This window comes from Azospirillum brasilense, assembly GCF_001315015.1.
GTDB classification, from domain to species: Bacteria; Pseudomonadota; Alphaproteobacteria; order Azospirillales; family Azospirillaceae; genus Azospirillum; species Azospirillum brasilense.
Window position 1 is genome coordinate 1,530,772 of sequence record NZ_CP012914.1, and the last position, 22,827, is coordinate 1,553,598.

General features: G+C 69.4%; 22 protein-coding genes. 16 read left to right on the top strand and 6 right to left on the bottom strand.

Going from position 1 to position 22,827, the window contains the following annotated elements; translation table 11 throughout:
* Positions 1 to 67 precede the first annotated feature (67 nt).
* Positions 68 to 757 carry a GntR family transcriptional regulator gene (locus AMK58_RS06990; protein WP_035673456.1) on the top strand — a complete coding sequence of 230 codons (690 nt, stop codon included), beginning with the start codon at positions 68 to 70 and terminating at the stop codon, positions 755 to 757.
* Positions 758 to 799: 42 nt separating this feature from the next.
* Here AMK58_RS06990 and pyk read toward each other — a convergent pair whose 3' ends face one another.
* The gene (gene pyk, locus AMK58_RS06995) at positions 800 to 2,263 is read right to left on the bottom strand and encodes a pyruvate kinase (protein ID WP_059398764.1); all 1,464 of its coding nucleotides are present in this window, start codon (positions 2,261 to 2,263) and stop codon (positions 800 to 802) included.
* 192 nt (positions 2,264 to 2,455) lie between these two features.
* On the opposite strand from pyk, the gene AMK58_RS07000 reads away from it, so the two are divergent.
* Positions 2,456 to 3,208, top strand: coding sequence for an NUDIX hydrolase (locus AMK58_RS07000; protein ID WP_051140217.1), 753 nt, complete (start codon positions 2,456 to 2,458; stop codon positions 3,206 to 3,208).
* A 248-nt stretch (positions 3,209 to 3,456) separates the two neighbouring features.
* Complete coding sequence (locus tag AMK58_RS07005; RefSeq protein WP_059398765.1) at positions 3,457 to 5,217, top strand: pyruvate, phosphate dikinase; 1,761 nt, start codon at positions 3,457 to 3,459, stop codon at positions 5,215 to 5,217.
* A gap of 85 nt (positions 5,218 to 5,302) precedes the next feature.
* Here the strand turns inward: AMK58_RS07005 and AMK58_RS07010 are convergent, their stop codons facing one another.
* Entirely contained in the window at positions 5,303 to 5,752 is a 450-nt protein-coding gene (locus AMK58_RS07010) for a CBS domain-containing protein (protein ID WP_059398766.1), read from the bottom strand.
* Positions 5,753 to 6,096: 344 nt separating this feature from the next.
* On the opposite strand from AMK58_RS07010, the gene AMK58_RS07015 reads away from it, so the two are divergent.
* Complete coding sequence (locus AMK58_RS07015) at positions 6,097 to 6,846, top strand: sulfite exporter TauE/SafE family protein (RefSeq protein WP_035673468.1); 750 nt, start codon at positions 6,097 to 6,099, stop codon at positions 6,844 to 6,846.
* Positions 6,847 to 6,868: 22 nt separating this feature from the next.
* Here the strand turns inward: AMK58_RS07015 and AMK58_RS07020 are convergent, their stop codons facing one another.
* Positions 6,869 to 7,405, bottom strand: coding sequence for a gamma carbonic anhydrase family protein (locus AMK58_RS07020; RefSeq protein WP_035673470.1), 537 nt, complete (start codon positions 7,403 to 7,405; stop codon positions 6,869 to 6,871).
* 152 nt (positions 7,406 to 7,557) lie between these two features.
* Here AMK58_RS07020 and AMK58_RS07025 point away from each other — a divergent pair, with 152 nt between their 5' ends.
* Positions 7,558 to 7,788, top strand: coding sequence for an FmdB family zinc ribbon protein (locus AMK58_RS07025; RefSeq protein WP_035673472.1), 231 nt, complete (start codon positions 7,558 to 7,560; stop codon positions 7,786 to 7,788).
* Positions 7,789 to 7,798: 10 nt separating this feature from the next.
* Here the strand turns inward: AMK58_RS07025 and AMK58_RS07030 are convergent, their stop codons facing one another.
* Positions 7,799 to 9,340: a sigma-54-dependent transcriptional regulator gene (locus AMK58_RS07030; protein WP_035673475.1), complete on the bottom strand. Its 1,542-nt coding sequence runs from the start codon at positions 9,338 to 9,340 to the stop codon at positions 7,799 to 7,801.
* A 152-nt stretch (positions 9,341 to 9,492) separates the two neighbouring features.
* Here AMK58_RS07030 and AMK58_RS07035 point away from each other — a divergent pair, with 152 nt between their 5' ends.
* Entirely contained in the window at positions 9,493 to 10,926 is a 1,434-nt protein-coding gene (locus AMK58_RS07035) for a D-amino acid dehydrogenase (RefSeq protein WP_107685982.1), read from the top strand.
* Positions 10,927 to 10,944: 18 nt separating this feature from the next.
* Here the strand turns inward: AMK58_RS07035 and AMK58_RS07040 are convergent, their stop codons facing one another.
* Positions 10,945 to 11,679 carry a PRC-barrel domain-containing protein gene (locus AMK58_RS07040; RefSeq protein ID WP_035673478.1) on the bottom strand — a complete coding sequence of 245 codons (735 nt, stop codon included), beginning with the start codon at positions 11,677 to 11,679 and terminating at the stop codon, positions 10,945 to 10,947.
* A 129-nt stretch (positions 11,680 to 11,808) separates the two neighbouring features.
* On the opposite strand from AMK58_RS07040, the gene AMK58_RS07045 reads away from it, so the two are divergent.
* Positions 11,809 to 12,381: a type 1 glutamine amidotransferase domain-containing protein gene (locus tag AMK58_RS07045; protein WP_035673481.1), complete on the top strand. Its 573-nt coding sequence runs from the start codon at positions 11,809 to 11,811 to the stop codon at positions 12,379 to 12,381.
* Positions 12,382 to 12,427: 46 nt separating this feature from the next.
* Here AMK58_RS07045 and AMK58_RS07050 read toward each other — a convergent pair whose 3' ends face one another.
* Positions 12,428 to 13,090 (bottom strand): LuxR C-terminal-related transcriptional regulator, encoded by a 663-nt coding sequence (locus AMK58_RS07050; protein ID WP_035673484.1) that lies wholly within the window; start codon positions 13,088 to 13,090, stop codon positions 12,428 to 12,430.
* A gap of 353 nt (positions 13,091 to 13,443) precedes the next feature.
* Here AMK58_RS07050 and AMK58_RS07055 point away from each other — a divergent pair, with 353 nt between their 5' ends.
* The 9 genes from AMK58_RS07055 to ureE all read left to right on the top strand — a co-directional run bounded on the left by AMK58_RS07055 (position 13,444) and on the right by ureE (position 22,795).
* Positions 13,444 to 14,145 (top strand): LuxR C-terminal-related transcriptional regulator, encoded by a 702-nt coding sequence (locus tag AMK58_RS07055; RefSeq protein ID WP_035673487.1) that lies wholly within the window; start codon positions 13,444 to 13,446, stop codon positions 14,143 to 14,145.
* Positions 14,146 to 14,263: 118 nt separating this feature from the next.
* A complete protein-coding gene (gene xdhA / locus AMK58_RS07060; RefSeq protein ID WP_035673489.1) occupies positions 14,264 to 15,730 on the top strand; it encodes a xanthine dehydrogenase small subunit in 1,467 nt (488 codons plus the stop codon).
* Complete coding sequence (gene xdhB / locus AMK58_RS07065; RefSeq protein WP_059398768.1) at positions 15,723 to 18,062, top strand: xanthine dehydrogenase molybdopterin binding subunit; 2,340 nt, start codon at positions 15,723 to 15,725, stop codon at positions 18,060 to 18,062. The genes xdhA and xdhB overlap by 8 nt, the downstream gene beginning before the upstream one ends.
* Positions 18,055 to 18,897: an urease accessory protein UreD gene (locus tag AMK58_RS07070; protein WP_236778066.1), complete on the top strand. Its 843-nt coding sequence runs from the start codon at positions 18,055 to 18,057 to the stop codon at positions 18,895 to 18,897. The genes xdhB and AMK58_RS07070 overlap by 8 nt, the downstream gene beginning before the upstream one ends.
* Before the next feature lie 100 nt (positions 18,898 to 18,997).
* Positions 18,998 to 19,300: an urease subunit gamma gene (locus AMK58_RS07075; RefSeq protein WP_014240308.1), complete on the top strand. Its 303-nt coding sequence runs from the start codon at positions 18,998 to 19,000 to the stop codon at positions 19,298 to 19,300.
* 11 nt (positions 19,301 to 19,311) lie between these two features.
* Entirely contained in the window at positions 19,312 to 19,617 is a 306-nt protein-coding gene (locus AMK58_RS07080) for an urease subunit beta (RefSeq protein WP_035673497.1), read from the top strand.
* 26 nt (positions 19,618 to 19,643) lie between these two features.
* Positions 19,644 to 21,353, top strand: a complete 1,710-nt coding sequence (gene ureC / locus AMK58_RS07085; protein WP_035673500.1) for an urease subunit alpha — start codon at positions 19,644 to 19,646, stop codon at positions 21,351 to 21,353.
* Between the two features lie 18 nt (positions 21,354 to 21,371).
* Positions 21,372 to 22,223, top strand: a complete 852-nt coding sequence (gene murI, locus AMK58_RS07090; RefSeq protein WP_035673627.1) for a glutamate racemase — start codon at positions 21,372 to 21,374, stop codon at positions 22,221 to 22,223.
* Positions 22,220 to 22,795, top strand: coding sequence for an urease accessory protein UreE (ureE, locus tag AMK58_RS07095; protein ID WP_035673503.1), 576 nt, complete (start codon positions 22,220 to 22,222; stop codon positions 22,793 to 22,795). Before murI ends, ureE begins: the two co-directional genes overlap by 4 nt.
* Positions 22,796 to 22,827: the final 32 nt, after the last annotated feature.

Genomic DNA, 22,827 nt, shown 5'->3' on the forward strand with positions numbered 1-22,827 from the left:
TCGCACGACCGGGCCGGCGCACAGTGGGGTGCTTCCGGACGGCCAGCATTGAGGAACGGTGCCGACCATGAACCCTCCGCCGATCAACGTCCAGCCGCTCGACACCGGATCGACCTTCCGCGCTCAGGCGTATCACGCGTTGAAGCAAGCCATCTCGCAAATGGACATCTACGACCATAACGAGGAGATCCGGCTTGAGGAGCGGCAGCTCAGCGAGCTGCTGGGTGTCAGCCGGACGCCGATCCGCGAGGCGCTGACCCTGCTGGAGCAGGAGGGGTTCATCCGCCTCCAGCCCCGCCGGGGCATCTTCGTCATCCGCAAGACGAAGGCCGAGATCGTCGAGATGATCCAGGTCTGGGCGGCGCTGGAAAGCATGGCCGGGCGGATGGTCGCGACGCAGGCCACCGACGAGGACATCCGCACCCTGTGGGACCTTTTCCGCAACTTCGAGATGCGGAACCCCAAGGAGCATGTCAACGAATACTCCGACGCCAACATCGCCTTCCACAAGAGCATCATCCGGCTCAGCGGGTCCAAGCTGATCCAGGAGATGACCGACAACCTGTTCATCCACATCCGCGCGATCCGCAAGCTGACCATCGGCCAGGACAACCGGGTGGAGCGGTCGATCAACGACCACAAGGAAATCATCAAGGCCCTGGAACGCCGCGACGTCGATCAGGCCGAACACCTGATCCGCGACCACACGTTGGGTCTGGCGGCGCACGTCGAGAAGCATTGCGACTTCCTGGAGTAAGGGTGCCCCGCCCCCTGTGAGGGGAAGGGCACGCACGGGTGGTCAGACCGGCTCGTGGAGCTTCGCGGTCGTCACGCTGTTCAGACCGTTCGCGGTGATCGTGACCACGCGCAGGCTGTTGGTGGTGCCGGGCGTTCCGAAGGGGACGCCCGCCGTCACGATCAGTGACTGGCCGGGAGCGCCGATGCCCTCCTGGGCGGCGACGAGGCTGGCCCGCTCGACCATCTCCGCGAAATTCGCCACGTCGGCGGTCCAGACCGGGTGCACGCCCCAGGCCAGTGACAGCAGGCGGGCGGTGCCGCGTTCGGCGCTGAGCCCGAGGATCGGCACGGTCGGCCGCTCGCGCGAGGCGCGCCGCGCGGTGGAGCCGGTGCTGGTGAAGGTGGCGATGCCGGCGGCCGAGATGGTCTCGGCGATCTGGCGCGCCGCGGCGGACAGGGCGTCCGGGGTGGTCGCCTCCGGGCTCGGATGCTCGGAATCCATGATGCGGCGGTAGAGGGGATCGCGCTCCACCCGGCGGATGATGCGGTCCATCATCGCCACGGCTTCCACCGGATGCTTGCCCGACGCGGATTCCGCCGAGAGCATCACGGCGTCGGACCCGTCATAGACGGCGGTCGCCACGTCCGACGCCTCGGCGCGCGTCGGCGTCGGCTCGGTGATCATGGATTCCAGCATCTGCGTGGCGACGATCACCGGCTTGCCGGCGGCGCGGCTGAGGCGGATCATCCGCTTCTGCAGGCCGGGCACGTCCTCCGGCGGCAGTTCCACGCCGAGGTCGCCGCGGGCCACCATCACCGCGTCCGACAGGGCGATGATCTCCTCCAGCCGGGGCAGGGCGGCGGGCTTCTCCACCTTGGTCATGATGTGGGCGCGGTCGCCGATCAGGGCGCGCGCCTCCAGAATGTCCTCCGGCCGCTGCACGAAGCTGAGGCCGATCCAGTCCACGCCCAGCGTCAGGCCGAACTGCAGGTCGCTGCGGTCCTTCTCCGACAGGGCGCTGAGGGCCAGCGTGGTGCCGGGGACGTTCATGCCCTTGCGGTCGGACAGTGTGCCGCCGACCATGACCTCGGTCTCGGCGTGGTCGGGGCCGCAGCTCAGCACGCGCAGGCGCATGCGCCCGTCGTTCAACAGAAGCTCGTGGCCCGGCTCCAGGCTGGCGAAGATCTCCGGATGCGGGACGCAGACGCGGGTGCGGTCGCCCGGCGTGGGGTCGAGGTCGAGGCGGAATCGGTCACCGCCGGCCAGGATCACCGCCACCTCCTTGAAGGTGCCGACGCGCAGCTTCGGACCCTGAAGATCGAGAAGCACGCCGATGGGGCGCCCGACCGTCTCCTCGACCGCGCGGATCTGGCGGTAGCGTTCGGCGTGGTCGCGCTGCGTGCCGTGGCTGGCGTTCAGGCGGAAGACATCCACGCCGGCCTCGGCGAGGGCGAAAATCTGGCTGTAGGTCGAGCTGGCCGGCCCCAGAGTGGCGACGATCTTGGTGCTGCGGTTGCGCTGCATGGCGCGGGCCTCCTGAGAGGGCGATGACTTGACAATGACTGGGTGGTGCTTGGGGTGATGCTGCGACCGGGGTGGGGCGGGGGTCAAACCGCCGCTATGGCTTTTCCACATAGCGGGAAGTCACACGGTTGGTTTGACCGGGGGTGACCCCTGGGCGGACACTGGACGCCCGCGATCAGCCAGGACGATGCCATGAACACGCCTGTCGAGCCGCTTTCCGCCGCCAGCCTGATCCTTCTGCGCGACAGCGTGGACGGGCTGGAGGTCTTCATGATCCAGCGCCACCGCGACCTTCGCTTTGCGCCCGGCGCCACGGTGTTTCCCGGCGGGCGGCTGGACGCGGAGGACAGCGAACTGCCCTGGCGGGAGCTGTCGCTGCCGCTGACCGACGACATGCCGCAGCGGATGGCCGCGATCCGCGAGGCGTTCGAGGAGTGCGGGCTGCTGTTGACCGGCGGCACGGTGGATACGGCTGTTCTCGACGGGCTGCGCAGCGCGTCGGGCGGGACCTTCCTGGACCGGCTGCTGGCGGCGGGGCTGGAGCCGGACCTGGCGGCGCTGGTGCCCTTCGCCCGCTGGGTCACGCCGGAGAGCGTGTGGCGGCGCTACGACACCCTGTTCTTCCTCGCCAAGGCGCCGCCGCGCCAGACCGCGGTGGTCGACGGAATGGAGGCGGTCGCCGGCTTCTGGGGCACGCCGCGGGCCATCCTGGCCGAGGCGGAAGCGGAAAGGCTGTCGCTGGTCTTCGCCACCCGCATGACCCTGCTGCGTCTGGCCGCCTGTCGCACGGTCCGCCACGCGATGGAGGAGGCCGTGCGCTTCCACCCCCTAACCCCCATCCTGCCCCGTCCCGCCGACACCCCGGAGGGGCCAGCGTTGTGCATCCCGGAAGGGCTCGGTTACCCCCTGACGCGTGTCCTTCTGGAGCAGGCCCGGCTGGGCTGATCGCCTGAGGCCGTCGCGCATTTCCAACCCGAATTTCTGGTGAACAATTCGCCTAAAATTCCGCTATGCGGAATTTCCCGTGCCTTTTTTCGCCGCCGAAGCGTTATCGTCGCAAATGCGACTATTTGTGCATTGCACTCAGTTCGCGAAGTGGCATTATAAGGAAATAAGATATCGGTTTGACCGGAGAAATTTTCCGTTCATGTCCATAGGGTGCCTGAACACCACGCCGACGCGAGGATAGGTCCATGCTCCACCAGTCCATCATCCAAGGCTCCACCGACACCAGCGGCGCCATCGCCGTCGGTGCCGCCGTGGTTGCCGGGCACGCGGCGCTGCCGGCGGCCAATGGACAGGCGCTCAATGGACAGGCAGCCAGTGGACAGCGGTGGGTCTACGCCTTTGGCGGCGGCGGGGCGGAAGGGCACGGCGGCATGCTGGCCGAGCTGGGCGGCAAGGGCGCCGGGCTGGCCGAGATGGCGCGGCTGGGCGTACCGGTGCCGCCGGGCTTCACCATCGTGGCGGAAGCCAGCCGCCGCCACCGCGCCGGGCAGGGCGGCTTTCCCGCCGGGCTGACGGCCCAAGTCGAGGAGGCGCTGGCCCGGCTGGAAGCCATGGCGGGCGCGCGCTTCGGCGGGTCGGAGAATCCGCTCCTGGTGTCGGTCCGCTCCGGCGCGCGGGCCTCGATGCCCGGCATGATGGACACAATCCTGAATCTGGGCCTGACCGACGCGACGGTGAAGGGGCTGGCGGCGCGCAGCGGCGACGCCCGCTTCGCCTACGACTGCTACCGCCGGCTGATTCAGACCTACGGTACGGTGGTGCAGGGGGTGGGTGCCCATATCTTCGACGCGGCGCTGGAGGCCTACAAGGAGACTCGCGGGCTGACCCGCGACGCCGACCTAAACGCCGCCGACTGGCGCGCCGTGGCCGCCGCCTACCGCGCGGTGATCGAGCGCGAGGCGGGGGAGCCCTTCCCGCAGGACGCGCGGACCCAGCTCTTCGCCGCCATCGCGGCCATCTTCCGCTCCTGGAGCAACCCCCGAGCCGTGGCCTTCCGGGCGGTGCACGGCATTCCCGACGATTGGGGCACCGCGGCGACCGTGCAGGCGATGGTGTTCGGCAACCGCGGCAGCGCCTCTGGCACCGGCGTCGCCCACAGCCGCGACCCGTCCACCGGCGAGGCCGCGCTGTGCGGCGAGTTCCTGGCCGAGGCCCAGGGCGAGGACATCGTGTCCGGCCTGCGCACGCCGGGGCCGCTGGCCGGCGCCGACACCTCCCTGGAGGCGGTCGCCCCCGAGGCCTTCGCCGAGCTTGGCCGCATCGCCGACCGGCTGGAACGCCATTTCGGCGACATGCAGGAGATCGAGTTCACCGTCCAGCAGGGGCGTCTGTTCATCCTCCAGTCGCGCGCGGGCAAGCGGACGCCGGAGGCCGGGGTGCGCATCGCCACGGACATGGCGCAGGCCGGCATCATCTCGCGGGCCGAGGCGGTGCAGCGAGCCGACCTGCCGGCGCTGGCGGACAGCCTGCGCCCCATCCCCGATCCGAACGCGCCCCGCGAGGTGATCGCCCGCGGTCTGCCGGCCTCCTCCGGCGCTGCCACGGGTGCCGCGGTCTTCACGTCGGACGAGGCGGTGCGGCTGGCGGCGGAGGGCGTGGCGGTGGTGCTGTGCCGGCCGGAAACCTCTCCCCACGACGTGCACGGCATGCAGGTGGCCTGCGCCGTGGTGACGGCCCGCGGCGGAGCGACCAGTCACGCCGCCACCGTCGCCCGCGCCATGGGGCTGCCCTGCGTCACAGGAGCCCGCATGCTGCGCGTCGATCCGGCGGCTGGCGTGATGACCGTGGGGGAGGTGACCGTCCGGGCGGGTGAGATCATCACCGTGGACGGCGGGGCCGGCCATGTGATCCTGGGCAGCGTGCCGATGATCCGCCCCGAGCCGCCGGAGGTCGTGGCGTTGCTGCTGCGCTGGGCCGAGGCGGACGACGAGGGCGGCGGCGACTGACGGTTTGAGGCACGAAGAAAGGCCCGCCGTCCGATGGGACGACGGGCCTTCCGGTTGGGGGCCTTCCGCTTTCGCCGGGCCGCGGTCAGTGGGCGTAGACCGGGGTTTCCTGCGTCGACGGCTGGGTGTGGGTGATCATCTCGGTGAGCTGAAGCTTGGTGAAGTCGCGGGCGCTGACCACGCCGACCAGCGTGGCGCCGTCGAGCACCGGCAGGTGGCGGATGTGATGGCGGTCCATCAGCTCCAGCGCGTGGACGACGCTGTCGTCGGGCGAGCAGGTCTGCGGGGCGCGCGACATCAGCATGAAGACCGGCGTCTTCAGGACCGACGCGCCGCGCTCCAGCAGCGCGTAAACGACGTCGCGCTCCGACAGCATGCCGGCGACGGCGTTGCCCTCGGTCCGGCAGACGTCCTTGACCACCAGGGCGCTGATGTTCTCCGACTTCATCAGCCGAATCGCCTCCTCGATGGTTTCGCCGGAACGCACGGTGACGACGCGGGATTCCTTGGTCCGAAGAATGTCGGCGACTTTCATGGCGAGCCCTCCACCAGACAGCGGTTTGCGTAAGCGCGCCCTGCACGGAGACCCCCGCGGGGGACCGGAGTGTGACCGGTGGGACCGCGTCGGGCCGGTCGAAGGCCGTCGGCGGCACCTGGGCATCGGGCAGTGGCAGGCGATGGATATTTGGTATACCAGATGCCACAGAGCGTCAATGGCTAATGTAGCAAACAATCAGCAAAATCGCATTTTTGTGCGGAGGCATCGCTGAACTGCGGGACCGCATTCATGGCGGCCGCTCGACTCTATGGCTTTTGTCAGGGTGCCCACAACGATAGCTGGCATGCCAAATACTTTGGAAGACTGAGGGTGGGGGTGCGATGCTTGCCATGGTGCTGCTGATGGTCGCGGCGTTCGCGTCGGGCGTTCTCAACGCGGTCGCCGGGGGCGGGGCCTTCATCACCTTTCCGGCGCTGCTGTTCGCCGGAGTGCCGCCGGTCAGCGCCAACGTGTCGAGCACCGTCGCCCTGTTCCCCGGCCAGATGGCCAGCGCCTGGGCCTACCGCAACGAGATCCGGGGCGTGACGGAGGTCAGCGTCACCGCCTTCTCCGTGGTCAGCCTCGTCGGCGGGGTCGTCGGGGCCGTCCTGCTGCTGACCACGTCGGACCGCGCCTTCGCCGGGCTGGTGCCGTGGCTGCTGCTGTTCGCGACGGCGGTCTTCGCGGTCGGCAGCTTCATGCCGGCGCTGGCCGCCCGGCTGCGGCTGAACGGTCACTCGGTTCTGGTCGTGCAGTTCGTCATCGCCATCTATGGCGGCTATTTCGGCGGCGGGATCGGCTTCCTGATGCTGGCGGCGCTGACCCTGTTCGGCCTGCGCGACATCCACGCCATGAACGGTCTGCGCATCCTGCTGGCCGCGCTGATGAACGGAGCGGCGGTGGCGGCCTTCTGCCTGTCCGACGCCGTGTCCTGGCCGGAAACCGCCGTCATGGCGGTGTCGGCCATCGCCGGCGGCTACGTCGGCGCCCATGCGGCGAAGCGGGTCAGCCGCGACGTGATGAAGTGGGTGGTGGTGTCGATCGGCGTGGGGCTGACCCTGTACTTCTTCATCAAGGGCGCCGGAGCCTGAGAGCGCCCCACACCGGGTCTTGTCAGGGCTGGCCGGGAGCGGCGATGGGACGCAGCCCCTTGGCGTAGCTCTTCCACCGCTCCTGGTAGACGGCGGCTGGGGCGCGCATCCGCTCCACATCCTCGTCCGACAGCGTGCGCACCACCTTGCCCGGCGCGCCGAGCACCAGCGAGCGGTCGGGGATTTCCTTGCCCTCCGCGATGAAGGCATGGGCGCCGATCAGGCAGTCACAGCCGATGCGGGCTCCGTTCAGGACGGTGGCGCCGATGCCGATCAGGCTGCCGTCGCCGACGGTGCAGCCGTGCACCATCGCCAGATGGCCGATGGTCACGTTGCGTCCGATGAGCAGAGGGAAGCCCGGATCGACGTGGAGGACGGCGTTGTCCTGGACGTTGCTGCCGGCGCCGATGTGGATGCGCTCCTCCTCGGCGCGCATGACCGCGCCCCACCAGACGGACACGTCCTCCTCCAGAAGGATGTCGCCGACCACGGTCGCGCTGGGGGCCACCCAGCAGTTGGGGGACAGCTGCGGGACCTTGTCGTTGAAGGCGTAGATCACCCGTTCCTCCTTTATTCTTCGTGTGGGCCTTCGTGTGGGCATCCTAACGCGGAACGGATCGGCGGCGTGAGAATGCTGCACTGCGCTATACCCATAGGAAAATTGCGTGATATGATGGATGCGCCTGGTTCCCGACCCGTGTGAGGACTCCCATGCCGCTCTATTCCTACCACTGCACCGCCTGCGACCACGATTTCGAAGCGCTGGTGCGCTCGTCGGACACGCCCGTCTGCGCCTCCTGCGGGTCGGCGGCGCTGGAGCGGAAGGTGGCGCGCATCGCGCCGGACACCAAGGCCGACAAGTTCCTGAACACCGCCCGCCGCGCCGCCGCCGCGGAGGGCCATTTCAGCAACTACAGCAAGGCGGAACGCTCGCGCATCTAGCGCGCGGAATTCAGGTCCCGTCCGGAATCCCATACTTGCGCAGCTTGTTCGCGATCATCGTGTGCGAGGTGTGGAGGCGGGCGGCCAGCTTGCGGCTCGACGGGTAGCGCGGGTAGAGGCGGCGCAGCAGGCCGCGCTCGAACGCCGCCGCCGCCTCGTCCCAACTGGACGGCTCGGCGGGCTCGCCGCCGGTTTCGGCGTCCATGCGCGCCCCGGCCAGTTCCAGGTCGGCGGCGTCGAGATAGGCGCCGTCGCTCATCGTCACGGCGCGGAAGATGACGTTTTCCAACTGGCGGACGTTGCCCGGCCAGGGGTTGGCGAGCAGGGCGGCGCTGGCCGCGACGGTCAGCCGGCAGGGCGGGCGGCGGGCCTGGGCGCAGGCGCGGGCGATGAAGTGCCGGGCGAGCAGGAGGATGTCGTCGCCGCGCTCGCGGAGCGCCGGGACCTGGAGCGACAGCACGTTCAGTCGGTAGAACAGATCCTCGCGGAAGCTGTGTTCGGCGACCATGACGTCGAGGTCGCGGTGGGTGGCGCTGACCACCCGCACGTCCACCGTCTGCTCGCGGTCGCCGCCGACGCGGCGGAAGCGCCCGTCGTTCAGAAATCGCAGCAGCTTGGCCTGGAGGTAGGGCGACATCTCCCCGATCTCGTCGAGGAAGACGGTGCCGCCATGGGCGAGTTCCAGAAGGCCGGGCTTGCCGCCGCGCTGCGCTCCGGTGAAGGAACCGGGGGCGTAGCCGAACAGCTCGCTCTCGGCCAGACTCTCCGGCACGGCGGCGCAGTTCAGCGCCAGGAAGGGCTTGTCGCGGCGCGGGCTGGCGCGGTGGCAGGCGTGGGCGATCAGCTCCTTGCCGGTGCCCGTCTCGCCCAGGATCAGCAGCGGCGCGTCCACCGCCGCGACCCGCGCCGCCCGCGCCTTTAGCGAGCGGACTGGAGCGGATTCGCCGAGGATGCGGTCGAAGCCGCCCTCATCGAAATTTTGCAGCGCGTTCAGCCGCTCGCCCAGCCGGCTCGGCGCGAAGAGGGTGACCACCCCGCCGGCGGAACGCCCGTCCTCCACGATGGGGGTGGCATCCAGCAGGAAGGGCTGGCCGTTCAACATCACCTCCTGCCCGGCAGCGAGGCGGAAGCCGTTGTCGACCAACAGGTCGGACAGTTCGGCGTCACCGAACAGCCGGCCGAAGTCGGCGCCGGTCAAGGCGGCTTCGCTGCGCCCGGCGACCGTCGCGGCGGCGGCGTTCGCCAACACGATGCGGCACGCGCGGTCCACCGCCAGAACCGGGTCGGGCAGGGCGGCCAGCAGGGCGTCCAGATGCAGCCGTCGCCGCGTGCCGGGCAGGATGTCGATGGGGGTGACGGATTCCACCCCCAGCACGGCGCGCAGCGCAGCGTCGAGCGCGCCGAATCCCGGCACGTCCAGCTCCGGCGCGTCGATGTGGATGTGCGGCGGGTCCACCTCCACCGCCACGACGTTCAGGCGCCGCTTGGCGAGCACGGCCAGGATCTCATGGGCGATGCCGACCCGGTCGGCGAACAGGACGTCGATGCGCATGGTTCTCCCCGGTAGAGGGGCGAGTGTACCACGATGGGCGCATCCGTAAACAATCGTGTACGCTGTAACGATTTCTGTACGGATCAGGCAATCCATTGTTTCCAATAGATTTTCCAAGAGTAAAGGAAGCACGGGTCGGGTGATGTGTAACGATTTGTGTACGGCCTTGTCCGGCACCCGGCTGTCCGCCCCAGTGTTTCCGCGGCTTCCGGCACTTGGCATCGCGTTTGCGAATGGGATGCGAACAAATCCGTGATCTCGGGAGCCTCCACATGCGCGTCATCGTCCTCGGCAGCGGCGTCATCGGCGTTTCCACCGCCTATTTCCTGGCGAAGGCCGGGCACGAGGTCACGGTGGTGGATCGGCAGCCCGGCCCGGCGCTGGAGACCAGCTACGCCAACGCGGGCGAGGTGTCGCCGGGCTACTCCGCCCCCTGGGCGGCGCCGGGCCTGATGGCGAAGGCGGTGAAGTGGATGATGATGAAGCATTCGCCGCTGGTGATCCGGCCGAAGCTGGACCCGGCCATGTGGTCCTGGTGCCTGAAGCTGCTGGCCAACGCCAACGAGCGTTCCTACGAGATCAACAAGGGCCGCATGGTCCGGCTGGCCGAATACAGCCGCGATTGCCTGCGCGCTCTGCGCGACGAGACCGGCATCCGCTACGACGAGCGCGCCAAGGGCACGCTCCAGGTCTTCCGTACCCAGAAGCAGGTGGACGCCGCCGCCACCGACATGGCCGTGCTGGACCGCTTCAAGGTGCCCTACAGCCTGCTGGACGTCGAGGGCTGCGCGGCGGTCGAGCCGGCGCTGCGGCTGGTCAAGGAGAAGATCGTCGGCGGCCTGCTGCTGCCCGGCGACGAGACGGGCGACTGCTTCCGCTTCACCAACGCGCTGGCCGCCATGGCGACGGAGATGGGGGTGGAGTTCCGTTATAACACTGCCATCCGCAAGCTGGAGAGCGACGGGCGCCGGGTCACCGGCGTGGTCACCGACGCCGGCACGCTGACCGCCGACTCCTACGTGGTCGCCATGGGCAGCTATTCCCCGACGCTGGTGAAGCCGTTCGGGCTGGACCTGCCGGTCTATCCGGTGAAGGGCTACTCGCTGACTCTGCCCATCGTCGACCCGGCGGGCGCTCCGGAATCCACGGTGATGGACGAGACGCACAAGATCGCGGTGACCCGCCTGGGCGACCGTATCCGCGTCGGCGGCACGGCGGAGCTGACCGGTTTCGACCTGACGCTGCGTGCGGGGCGCCGCGGCCCGCTCGACCATGTGGTGAGCGACCTCTTCCCCACGGGCGGCGACTTGTCGAAGGCGGAGTTCTGGACCGGCCTGCGCCCGAACACACCGGACGGCACCCCCATCGTCGGGCCGACCCCGGTACGCAACCTGTTCCTCAACACCGGCCACGGCACGCTGGGCTGGACGATGGCCGCCGGCTCGGGCCGGGTGGTCGCCGACGTGGTCGGCGGGCGCCAGACGGAGATTGACATGGACGGGCTGACCGTTGCCCGCTATGGCCGTTCCGCCGCCGCGGCCAGCCGCCCGACGATCGGCGGCGTGGCCCGCCCGGCGGCCCGATAAGCGCGTTTTCGCGCGGGTTTACTCCTGGCGCGCCTGGGCACCTTGGTTCAGGCGCGCGGTGTTGAACTCCTTCATGCGCGCCGCGTCGAAGGAGCCGAGCGCCTTCACCTGCTCCGGCGTTGCCTGCAGCGTGATGGAGGTCAGGCCCGGCTCCAGCGCCGCCGCTTTCCAGGCGACGGCGTAGGGGCCTTCGCCCTCCGGCTCCGGCGTCACCACAACGGCTTTGAGCGCGCCGTTGCGGTCGAACACCAGATCCTCCACCGTGCCAAAGAAACCGGCCTCGGTCGCGTCGCCCGCGGTGTTGGCCGGCTGGCCGATCAGGGCGGAGACGCGCCAGTCGCCGGGGCGGCTGGCCGCCTGCTGCTGGCGCCGGATCAGGTCCAGCGTGTCGGGGCCGGCAACGGGATAGGCCAGGACGCCGTCCACCGATCCGGGCATGAGCTGGTGCCAGGGCACGGTGAAGCGCGCCTCGCCGACGTCCAGCATGCCGCTGGCCTCGATCACCGCGCTTTCCAGCCGTCCGTCCGCGCCGACGACGAGATCCACCACCTGCCCAAGCTCCTCGCCGAGCAGTCCTTCGACCTCGGTTCCGACGATCACGCCGGCTCGCCAGCCCTGGTAGAGCCGGGGGTAGGACGCCTCCGTGGTTCGCACGGCGTCCGCGGCGTGGACAGGTTGAGGAACGCCCAAAGTCAGGGACGTGGCGATGGCGAACGCGGCGAGGATGCCCGCCGAAGTGCCGCTGTAACGCATGGGTCTGTGCTCCCGATTGTGACGCGCGGTCCGTCAAAGGGAACATGGGAGGTGCGTGGCGGTTCCGGAGGGAACTCCCCAGAGGTACGCCGGTTGCTGACCGGACAGGCCAACCGAGGAGGTGATCCCATGGCAGGAAAACTCGAGAAGAAGACCGTCGCCGTTTTGGCGACCGATGGCTTCGAGCAGGTCGAACTGACCGAGCCGGTGAAGGCGCTGCGCAACGAAGGCGCCGAGGTGCGGATCGTGGCGCCCCAGGGCGGCCAGATCCAGGGCTGGAACCACCACGACAAGGCCGACCGTGTGGACGTGGACGTCACGCTCGATCAGGCGGACGCCGGCCGCTTCGACGCGCTGGTGCTGCCGGGCGGCGTCATCAACCCCGACGCGTTGCGGCTGGAGCCGAAGGCCATCGATTTCGTGCGCAGCTTCGTCCAGTCGGGCAAGCCCATCGCCGCGATTTGTCACGGCCCCTGGACGCTGATCGACGCGGGCGGCGCGAAGGGCAAGCGCATGACCTCCTGGCCGTCGCTGAAGGTCGATCTTGGCAATGCCGGGGCGAATTGGGAGGACAGTGAGGTCGTCACCGACCAAGGCTTGGTGACCTCGCGCAAGCCGGACGACCTGCCGGCCTTCTGCCGCAAGATGGTGGAGGAGTTCGCCGAAGGCCGCCACGGCGCCCACCGCCACGCGGCGGAGTGACGATGCACCGTCCCCTCTCCCCTGCGCCGGGAGAGGGGACCACTCTCTAGACGGACGCCAGTGGCGACAGACCGTTCTGGATCGCCCACACCGCGGCTTGCGTGCGGTTCTGGGCGTTGATCTTCCGCATCACGTTCTTGAAATGCATCTTCACGGTCGATTCCGTGATGTGCAGGTTGCGCGCGATCGCCTTGTTCGACTGCCCGGCGAGAAGGCAGCGCAGGATCTGAACCTCGCGCTTCGACAACTCGTTGCTGGCGGGCTGGGCGCGCTCCGGCTGCGGGCGCTCGCTGTTGGCGTTGGCGATCAGCAGACTGGCGACATGGGTCGGATAGACCACCTCGCCCAGCATGACCAGTTGAAGGGCGCGCAGCAGGGACTCGCTCGACATCGATTTGTTCAGATAGGCGTCGGCGCCCGCCTTCAGCGACAGCGACAGCGTGCGGTCGGCGATGGCGTCGGCCAGCACGGCGATGCGGGCGCTGGTGGCGGCGCGCAGGCGTTTCACCCCGCCGGCCTCGTCGTTCGTCGCGTCCCCCAGGGCCACCACGATCAGGTCGGGCTGCACACCCTGCGCGATGGCCGCCTCGGCATCCTCCACCGTCGTGGCGTGATGACAAACGCGGAAAGGGCCGCCGCTGATGAGCGTTCCCAGCGCCGCCGAAAACAGTCGATCATGGTCCACGAGCATGACGTTCCAGGTTCTCATCGAAACTCCTCCGTGACGCCACCCGTGACGAGCAGCGCACAACGCCAATCGTTGTCCGTTTTCGCCTGGGAAAAGGGAAAAAAGCCGTCTTTATTGTATCGAAAAAGCGTGCTTTACGCTGGTTGTCCCGATGATTTATACGGATGGGCAGGGAGTGGCGCAAGATGCTTGGAAGAAGCTCGATACGAATGAATCATAAATGGCTTCCAAACGACAGAAATTCGCATGGCGCTGCTTCTGCAAAGTCCAAAAGAGGTATCTTTATACTTTTCCGCTGGACAGAAGGCCGGGCTGGTTTGGGGTGTCTTTGTTTTCCAGAACGGCTTTCAGCGGTTTGATGAGGTAGCAAAGCAATGGAAGTTCAGCTGCAGACGCGCGGCAAGGAGCGGTCGGTGGCCGGCAGGGCGCAAAAGTTTTTGGTGGTGGACGACCATCCCCTGGTGCGGCACGGCTTTGCCCTTTCGGTGGGGGAGATCCACCCGGACGCGCAGGTGCTGGAGGCTGGCTCGCTGGACGAGGCGATGGCCATCGCCGACCGCACGCCGGATCTGACGCTGGTCCTGTTCGACCTCAATCTGGGCGACCGTAGCGGGCGCGACGGGGTGCGCCGCATGGTCGAGGTGCTGGGAAACCGCCCGCTTCTGGTCATCTCCGGGTCGGACGAGGTGGCGGACATCGTGGACAGCGTGCGGCTGGGGGCCAGGGGCTACATTCTGAAGACCAGCTCCACGGCCGTCCTTGAGCACGCGATCTCCCTCGCGCTGACCGGGGAAACCTTCCTGCCGCTGCCGCGCGCCGTCCTGTCCGGCAATGTCGCGGCGGAGGTGGCACGCCCCTCGGGCCAGATCCTCGGTCGGCTGACCGACCGGCAGCGCGACGTGTTCCAGCTTCTGCTGGCGGGTCATTCGAACAAGGAGATCGCGCGGGAACTTGGCGTGCTGGAAGGCACCGTGAAGGTCCATGTGCGGGCGATCATGCAGAAGCTGGGCGTGCGCAACCGCACCCAGGTTGCCGTCGTGGCCGCCCGCAGCGGCTGCTTCCCGGAGGACGCCTGACGCCTTTCGGAGCCGTTTATCCATCCGGACCATGCCTTTATGGCTAGACGGCCGGCCCGCCATTGCGGCCTGCGGAGACTTTCCGGCACTATGACGGAAACGCCCGACAGGAGGGACAATGACGGGCTCTGTGCGTTTCGTGCTCGGCGGACGGGTGGTGGAGGTGCGCGACGCCGATCCCACCACCACGGTGCTGAACTGGCTGCGCGCCAACGGGCGCCCTGGCTCGAAAGAGGGCTGCGCCGAGGGGGATTGCGGCGCCTGCACCGTGGTTCTGGGCGATCTTGCCGCGGACGGGCGCGTCCGTTACCGCGCGGTCAACGCCTGCATCCTCTTCCTGCCGATGATCGACGGCAAACTGCTGCTGACCGTCGAGGATCTGGCCGGCGCGGACGGTGAACTGCACCCCGTCCAGGCGGCGATGGTGGACAAGCACGCCTCGCAATGCGGCTTCTGCACCCCCGGTTTCGTGATGGCGCTGTTCGCGCTCCACCATGACGGGCGCACCGCGGCGGGTGGCCTGAGCGACGGGTCGATCCACGACGCACTGGCCGGCAACCTGTGCCGCTGCACCGGCTACCGCCCGATCCTCGACGCCGCCCGGACCATGGCGGCGGAGCGGAGCGACGACCGCTTCGACCGGGCCGAGGAGGGCATCGCCACCCTGCTGCGCTCGATCCAGCGCGACGGGTCTTTTACCGTCACCCAGGGAGCCGCCAGCTTCCATGCGCCGTGGAGCGTCGAGGAACTGGCCGCCCTGTTCGCGGCGCATCCGAACGCCACGCTGGTGGCCGGGGCGACCGACGTCGGGCTGTGGGTGACCAAGCAGGGACGCAGCCTGCCCACGCTGATCCATCTCGCCCAGGTGCGGGAGCTTTACCGGATCGACGAGGGGGCCGATGCGCTGGAGATCGGCGCGGCCGTGACCTACACCGACCTGCTGCCGGTGTTGGAGCGCCGGCTGCCCGAACTGGCCGCCCTGATCACCCGCATCGGTGCGGCGCAGGTGCGCAACTCCGGCACGCTGGGCGGCAACATCGCCAATGGCTCGCCCATCGGGGACAGCATGCCGGCCCTGCTGGCGCTGGGCGCCTCGCTGGTGCTGAACCGGGGCGGGGTGCGGCGGGAGCTGCCGCTGGACCGCTTCTACCACGGCTACCGCAAGAACGACCTGAAGCCGGGCGAGTTCGTCGAGCGCATCCGCGTCCCCCTGCCGCGCGAGGGCCAGCGCTTTGCCACCTGGAAAGTGTCCAAGCGGCGGGACCAGGACATCTCCGCCGTCTGCGCCGCCTTCCTGCTGACGCTGGACGGAGAGGGGCGGGTGGCGGAGCTGCGCGCCGGCTACGGCGGCATGGCGGCGACCCCGGCCCGCGCCCCGGCGCTGGAGGCGGCGATGGCCGGGCAGCCCTGGACGGCGGACTCTGTGGCGGCGGCCCTGCCGGCGCTCGACCGCGACTTCCGCCCGATGACCGACATGCGGGCCAGCGACCGCTACCGGGCGCTGGTGGCGAAGAACCTGCTGATGCGCTTCCTTCTTCACACGACCGGGGCCGAGTTGCCCTCCCTGGAGGCCGTGCATGGCTGACGGCGGCACCATCCAACCGATCCGCGGCGGCGTCCACCGCGGCATCGAGCATGAAAGCGCCCGCAAGCATGTGACGGGCGCCGCGGCCTACACAGACGACATTCCGGAACTGCCCGGCACGCTGCACGTCGCGGTGCGGCTGTCCGAGCGGGCGCACGCGCGCATCCTGGGCATGGACCTGGCGCGGGCGAAGCAGGCGCCGGGCGTCCACGCGGTCCTCACCTACGCCGACGTTCCGGGGGACGGCGATATCGGCACCATCCAGCGCGGCGATCCCATCCTGGCCGATGATCTGGTGACCTACGCCGGGCAGGCGGTGGTCGCCGTGGCGGCGGAAACGCTGCTGCAGGCCCGCGCCGCCGCCCGGCTGGTGGAGATCTATTACGAGGACCTGCCGGCGGTGCTGACCGCCGAGGCGGCGCTGGAGAAGGGCAGCTTCGTCTCGCCGCCGCTGACCTTCCGGCGCGGCGACGCGGCGGCGGCGGTCGCCGGAGCGCCGCACCGGCTGACCGGCACGCTGGAGGTCGGCGGGCAGGACCATTTTTACCTGGAAGGCCACATCGCCTACGCCATCCCCAAGGAGGACGGCGACCTGCTGGTCCATTCCTCGACCCAGCATCCGGCGGAGGTCCAGCACGCCGTCGCCCAGGTGCTGGGGCGTCCGATGCACGGGATCGCCGTGGAGTGCCGGCGCATGGGCGGCGGCTTCGGCGGCAAGGAGAGCCAGCCGGCGCAGATCGCCGCCATCGCCGGCCTGCTGGCCAACGCGACGAAGCGTCCTGTGAAGTTCCGCCTGGACCGCGACGACGACATGCTGATGACCGGCAAGCGCCACGACTTCTTCGTGCGCTACGACGTCGGCTTCGACGGCGAAGGGCGCATCCAGGGTCTGGAGATGGACCTCGCCGGGCGCTGCGGCGTGTCGCTGGACCTGTCCAACGGCGTGGTCGACCGCGCCATGTTCCACGCCGACAACGCCTATTACCTGCCGGCGGCGCGGGTGACCGGGCACCGCTGCAAGACCAACACGGTGTCCAACACCGCCTTCCGCGGCTTCGGCGGGCCGCAGGGCGTCATCGCCATCGAGCATGTGGTGGACGAGATCGCCCGCTCTCTCGGCAAGGACCCGCTCGACGTGCGCCGCGCCAACCTCTATGGCGGGCCGGGCCGCGACACCACCCATTACGGGATGCCGGTGGAGGAGCCGGAGATCCTGGCCGAGCTGATGGACCGGATCGAGCGGGACGGCGACTACCGCCGCCGCCGCGCGGAGATCGACGCCTTCAACGCCCGCAGCCCGGTGCTGAAGAAGGGGCTGGCGGTGACCCCGGTGAAGTTCGGCATCTCCTTCACCGTCAAGCACCTGAACCAGGCGGCGGCGCTGGTCCATGTCTACACCGACGGTTCCATCCAGGTGAACCACGGCGGGACGGAGATGGGGCAGGGCATCCACACCAAGATGGCCCAGATCGCCGCCCAGGAGTTCCAGATCGACGTGGAGCGGGTGCGGGTCACCGCCAGCGCCACCGACAAGGTGCCGAACGCGCCGCCCACCGCCGCATCGGCCGGCACCGACCTGAACGGCATGGCGGTGCGCATCGCCGTGGGGACCATCCGCGACCGGCTGGTGGCGTTCCTCGCCCAGCACTGCCACACCACGCCGGACAAGGTGGAGTTCCGCGACAACGCCGTTTTCGCCGGCAACCACGCCATGACCTTCGCGGAGGTGGCGAAGCTCGCCTATCTGAACCGGGTGTCGCTGTCCTCCACCGGCCATTACGCCACGCCGAAGATCTGGTGGGACCGCGAGAAGTGCGAAGGGCGGCCCTTCTTCTACTTCTCCTGCGGCGTCGCGGTGACCGAGGCGCTGATCGACACGCTGACCGGCGAGTACAGCTTCCCCCGCGCCGACGTGCTGCACGACTGCTCGGGCAGCATCAACCCGGCCATCGACCTGGGGCAGGTGGAGGGCGCCTTCGTCCAGGGGCTGGGCTGGGTCACGTCGGAGGAGCTGTGGTGGGACGGCGAGGGACGCTTGCGCACCCACGCGCCCAGCACCTACAAGATCCCGACCTCGCGCTCGCTGCCGGAGGATTTCCGGGTGGCGCTCTACACCGACCGCCCCAACCGGGAGGACACGGTGTTCCGCTCCAAGGCGATCGGGGAGCCGCCGCTGATGCTCGGCATCTCGGCGTGGCTAGCGCTGAAGGACGCCGTCGCGGCGGTGGGCGGCCACCGGCTGCCCGTGCGCCTCGACGCGCCCGCGACGCCGGAGCGCGTGCTGTTGGCCGTCGAGGATGTGAAGACAAGAATGGGTTCCGCTGGTGGCTGATGCGTTGATGAAGAAGGTCGCCGTCCACGGCGCGGCGACGGTGCGGTTCGAGCATCGCCATGGGGCCACGCGCCTCGCCACGCTCTACCACCACGACCCGCTGCGGGTGCTGCTGCCCGACCCGCGGGCGGGAGACCTGCCCATCGCGGTGCTGGTCACCACCTCAGGCGGACTGGTCGGCGGCGACCGGCTGGACGTCGCCCTCTCGGCGGGGCCGGGGGCGGCGGCGCTGGTGACGACGCAGGCGGCGGAGAAGGTCTACCGCTCCGCCGGGCCGGACTGCCGCATCGACACCCGCGTGACGGTTGAGGCCGGCGCTTGGCTGGAATGGATGCCGCAGGAGGCCATCGTCTTCGAGGGCTCCCGCCTGCGCCGCCTGACCCGGCTGGAGCTGGAGGGCGACGCCCGTCTGATCGCCGGTGAGATGCTGGTCTTCGGGCGCGCCGCCTTCGGCGAGACGGTCACCCGCGGTCTCGTCCGCGACGCCTGGGAGGTGGTGCGCGACGGCCGCCTCGCCTGGGCCGACGCCCTGCACATGGACGACGACCTCGCCGAGACGCTGGCCCACCCGGCGGGCTTCGGCGGGGCCGGGGCCTGCGCCACGCTGCTTTACGCCGCATCCGATGCCGCGAGCCGGCTGGAGGCGCTGCGCGACGCGGCGGAGGGGCTGGAGGGCGTGCGGGTTGGTGCCACCGCCTTCGACGGACTGCTGGTCGTCCGCATCCTGGGCGGCGAGGCGCGGGCGGTGCGCGGCGCCTACGCGGCGCTGTGGTCGCATCTGCGCGCGGCGGCGGCTGGCCTGCCGACGCGCCTGCCGCGGCTGTGGGAGGTCTGACCGGCGCGAAAGCGCACCGCTGCCCGCAAAACGGGATTGGCGCACCGCAGCAACGTGGCATAATCCCGCCAATCCATTGGGAAGGCGGAGAGACAGCCCCATGAACCTGACACCGCGCGAGAAGGACAAGCTTCTCGTGGCCATGGCCGCCATGGTGGCGCGCCGCCGGCTGGAGCGTGGCGTGAAGCTGAACCATCCCGAGGCGGTGGCCCTCATCACCGACTATGTGGTGGAGGGCGCGCGCGACGGGCGCACCGTGGCCGAGCTGATGCGCGACGGCGCGACGGTGATCACCCGCGATCAGGTGATGGACGGCATCCCGGAGATGATCCACGAGATCCAGGTCGAGGCCACCTTCCCCGACGGCACCAAGCTCGTCACCGTCCACCAGCCGATTCGCTAAGGGGAGCCCCGATGAAACCCGGTGAAATCATCCCCGCCGCGGGCGAGATCGAACTCAACGCCGGCCGCGACACGGTGGAGCTGGACGTCGCCAACGCCGGCGACCGCCCGATCCAGGTCGGCTCGCACTATCACTTCGCCGAGACGAACGGGGCGCTTACCTTCGATCGCGAAAAGGCGCGCGGCTTCCGGCTGGACATCCCCGCCGGGACGGCGGTGCGCTTCGAGCCGGGGCAGACACGCCGCGTGCGGCTGGTCGCCTACGCCGGCAACCGCGTGGTCATCGGCTTCAACGGCAAGGTCAACGGCAGCCTGTAAAGGGCGCCAGCGGAGGGCATCAGACAATGGCGCATCGCATCGACCGGGCCGAATACGCGGCTCTCTACGGCCCCACCGTGGGCGACCGTGTCCGGCTGGCCGACACCGACCTGATCGTGGAGGTCGAGAGGGACCACACCGTCTACGGCGAGGAGGTCAAGTTCGGTGGCGGCAAGGTGATCCGCGACGGCATGGGGCAGGCCCAGACCTCGCGCCAGGGCGGCGCCGTGGACACCGTCATCACCAACGCGCTGATCATCGACCATTGGGGCATCGTCAAGGCTGACATCGGCATCATCGGCGGGCGCATCGCCGGCATCGGCAAGGCCGGCAACCCGGACGTCCAGCCGGGCGTGACCATCGTCGTCGGGCCGGGGACCGAGGTCATCGCGGGCGAGGGCAAGATCGTCACCGCCGGCGGCATCGACGCCCACATCCACTTCATCTGTCCGCAGCAGGTCGACGAGGCGCTGAACAGCGGCGTCACCACCATGCTGGGCGGCGGCACCGGCCCGGCGGCGGGCACGTCGGCCACCACCTGCACGCCGGGGCCGTGGCACATGGCCCGCATGCTCCAGGCGGCCGAGGGGCTGCCGATCAACCTCGGCTTCTTCGGCAAGGGCAACGCCAGCCGTCCCGACGCGCTGATCGAGCAGATCGCCGCCGGGGCCTGCGGCATGAAGCTGCACGAGGACTGGGGCACCACCCCCGCCGCCATCGACACCTGCCTGACGGTGGCGGAGGAGACGGACATTCAGGTGGCGATCCACACCGACACGCTGAACGAGTCGGGCTTCGTGGAGAACACCATCGCCGCCTTCAAGGGCCGCAACATCCATGCCTTCCACACCGAGGGGGCGGGCGGCGGCCACGCGCCGGACATCATCAAGGTGGCCGGCCTGCCCAACGTGCTGCCCAGCTCCACCAACCCGACGCGGCCCTTCACGGTGAACACGGTGGACGAGCATCTCGACATGCTCATGGTCTGCCACCACCTGTCGCCCCGCATTCCGGAGGACGTGGCCTTCGCCGAAAGCCGCATCCGGCGCGAGACCATCGCGGCGGAGGACATCCTGCACGACCTCGGCGTCTTCTCGATGCTGAGCTCGGACAGCCAAGCCATGGGCCGGGTCGGCGAGGTGATCATCCGTACCTGGCAGACCGCGCACAAGATGAAGGTCCAGCGCGGGCGTCTGGCCGAGGAGACGGGCGAGAACGACAACTTCCGCGTCAAGCGCTACGTCGCCAAATACACCATCAACCCGGCCCTGTCGCACGGCATCGCCCATGTCGTCGGCTCGGTCGAGGTCGGCAAGCTGGCCGATCTGGTCGTCTGGTCGCCGGCCTTCTTCGGCGTGAAGCCGGACATGGTGCTGAAGGCCGGGACCATCGCGGCGGCGCTGATGGGCGACCCCAACGCCTCCATCCCGACGCCACAGCCGGTGCATTACCGCCCGATGTTCGGCGCCTACGGCCGCGCGATGCAGGCCAGTTCCCTGACCTTCGTCAGCAAGCTGTCGCTGGAGAACGAGGCGCTGCGCTCGCTCGGCCTGCGGCGCGAGCTGGTGGCGGTGACGGGCGTGCGGGCCATCGGCAAGAAGCAGATGATCCACAACGATTCCACACCCCACATCGAGGTCGATCCGGAAACCTACGAGGTGCGCGCCGACGGCCAGCTCCTGACCTGCGAGCCGGCGGACGTGCTGCCCATGGCGCAGCGGTACTTCCTGTTCTGAGTGTGGGGTGACGGGTTCGTGATTGGTGTCTTCGATTCCGGGCATGGCGGTCTGACGGTGCTGCGCGCACTGGTGGCCGCCGCTCCCGGGCGTCCCTTCGTCTATCTCGGCGACCATGCCGCCGCTCCCTATGGTCCGCGCAGCGAAGAGGACATCTACCGCCTGACGGTCCAAGGGGTGGAACGGCTGTTCGCTCAGGGCTGCGGGCTGGTCGTCCTGGCCTGCAACACGGCGGCGGCGGTGGCCCTGCGGCGGATGCAGCGGACGTGGCTGCCCGTGGCCCATCCGGGCCGCAACGTGCTGGGCGTCCTGGTGCCGATGGTCGAGGCGATCACCCGCGTGCCCTGGATGCAGGACGGCCCCGCCGCCGACTGGCGCCCGGAGCCGCGGACGGTCGGCGTCTTCGCCACCCCGGCCACCGTCGCGTCGGGCTCCTTCCCGCGCGAGATCGGCAAGCGCGCGCCCGACGTCCAGGTGGTGCAGCAGGCCTGCCCGGACCTCGTCCCGCTGATCGAGCGGGGGGCGGGAGACGCGGAATTAGCTCCGGCGGTACGCGGCTATGTGCGGGCGCTGCTGGCGCAGTTGGATGGACGCCCGCTGGACGCGGCGGTGCTCGGCTGCACCCATTACCCGCTGGTCGCGCATCTGTTCGCGGAGGCGCTGCCGCCGGGGGTGGAGGTGCTGTGCCAGCCCAGTCTGGTCGCCCGCTCGCTGGACAACTACCTGGAGCGCCACCCCGAATACGTCCCCGCTGCGGGCGAGGCGGCGGGGAGGCTTCATTTCTTCACCACGGGAGCGGCGGAACCGGTCGGCGCCCTCGCGGGACGTTTCTTCGGCCGGCCCACACCCTTCGAACGGCTTTCTCCATGACCGACACGCTCCGCCGCGCCACCCGAGTCCACGCCCGCGGCCATTGGCCGGCCGAGCGCGAGGCCGGCACGGTGACCCTCGCCTTCGACGACCGCCATCGGCGGCGCATGGTGATGACGGACGACGCGGGGGCCGACTTCCTGCTGGATCTGCCGCGCGCGGTCGCGCTCGACCACGGAGACGGGCTGGAGCTGGGCGACGGCGCCTATCTGCGCGTGGTCGCCGCCGACGAGGAGTTGATGGAGGTGCGCTGCGGCGGCGGGACGGAGGGCTTCGCCCGCATCGCCTGGCACCTCGGCAACCGCCACCTGCCGGTGCAGATCGTCGGCGAGACCATCCGCCTGCGCCGCGACCATGTGATCGAGGACATGCTGAAGGGGCTGGGTGCCAGCGTCGCCGCCATCCACGCGCCGTTCGCGCCGGAGGGCGGGGCCTATTCGGGGCAGGGGCATGGCCACTCGCACGGGCATGGCCATGGGCATGATCACGACCACGATCATTCGCATTCCCACAGCCATTCCCATTCCCATTCTCATGGGCACTACCATTCCCACGGTCATTCGCATGACTGAGGGCGCTTGCCCCCACCCTAACCCTCCCCCGC

Bases quoted from the DNA above. Each gene is read 5' to 3' on its own strand.
- AMK58_RS06990 (WP_035673456.1), top strand. From the start codon at position 68: ATGAACCCTCCGCCGATCAACGTCCAGCCGCTCGACACCGGATCGACC.
- pyk (WP_059398764.1), bottom strand. From the start codon at position 2,263: ATGCAGCGCAACCGCAGCACCAAGATCGTCGCCACTCTGGGGCCGGCC.
- AMK58_RS07000 (WP_051140217.1), top strand. From the start codon at position 2,456: ATGAACACGCCTGTCGAGCCGCTTTCCGCCGCCAGCCTGATCCTTCTG.
- AMK58_RS07005 (WP_059398765.1), top strand. From the start codon at position 3,457: ATGCTCCACCAGTCCATCATCCAAGGCTCCACCGACACCAGCGGCGCC.
- AMK58_RS07010 (WP_059398766.1), bottom strand. From the start codon at position 5,752: ATGAAAGTCGCCGACATTCTTCGGACCAAGGAATCCCGCGTCGTCACC.
- AMK58_RS07015 (WP_035673468.1), top strand. From the start codon at position 6,097: ATGCTTGCCATGGTGCTGCTGATGGTCGCGGCGTTCGCGTCGGGCGTT.
- AMK58_RS07025 (WP_035673472.1), top strand. From the start codon at position 7,558: ATGCCGCTCTATTCCTACCACTGCACCGCCTGCGACCACGATTTCGAA.
- AMK58_RS07030 (WP_035673475.1), bottom strand. From the start codon at position 9,340: ATGCGCATCGACGTCCTGTTCGCCGACCGGGTCGGCATCGCCCATGAG.
- AMK58_RS07040 (WP_035673478.1), bottom strand. From the start codon at position 11,679: ATGCGTTACAGCGGCACTTCGGCGGGCATCCTCGCCGCGTTCGCCATC.
- AMK58_RS07045 (WP_035673481.1), top strand. From the start codon at position 11,809: ATGGCAGGAAAACTCGAGAAGAAGACCGTCGCCGTTTTGGCGACCGAT.
- AMK58_RS07050 (WP_035673484.1), bottom strand. From the start codon at position 13,090: ATGAGAACCTGGAACGTCATGCTCGTGGACCATGATCGACTGTTTTCG.
- AMK58_RS07055 (WP_035673487.1), top strand. From the start codon at position 13,444: ATGGAAGTTCAGCTGCAGACGCGCGGCAAGGAGCGGTCGGTGGCCGGC.
- xdhA (WP_035673489.1), top strand. From the start codon at position 14,264: ATGACGGGCTCTGTGCGTTTCGTGCTCGGCGGACGGGTGGTGGAGGTG.
- xdhB (WP_059398768.1), top strand. From the start codon at position 15,723: ATGGCTGACGGCGGCACCATCCAACCGATCCGCGGCGGCGTCCACCGC.
- AMK58_RS07075 (WP_014240308.1), top strand. From the start codon at position 18,998: ATGAACCTGACACCGCGCGAGAAGGACAAGCTTCTCGTGGCCATGGCC.
- AMK58_RS07080 (WP_035673497.1), top strand. From the start codon at position 19,312: ATGAAACCCGGTGAAATCATCCCCGCCGCGGGCGAGATCGAACTCAAC.
- ureC (WP_035673500.1), top strand. From the start codon at position 19,644: ATGGCGCATCGCATCGACCGGGCCGAATACGCGGCTCTCTACGGCCCC.
- ureE (WP_035673503.1), top strand. From the start codon at position 22,220: ATGACCGACACGCTCCGCCGCGCCACCCGAGTCCACGCCCGCGGCCAT.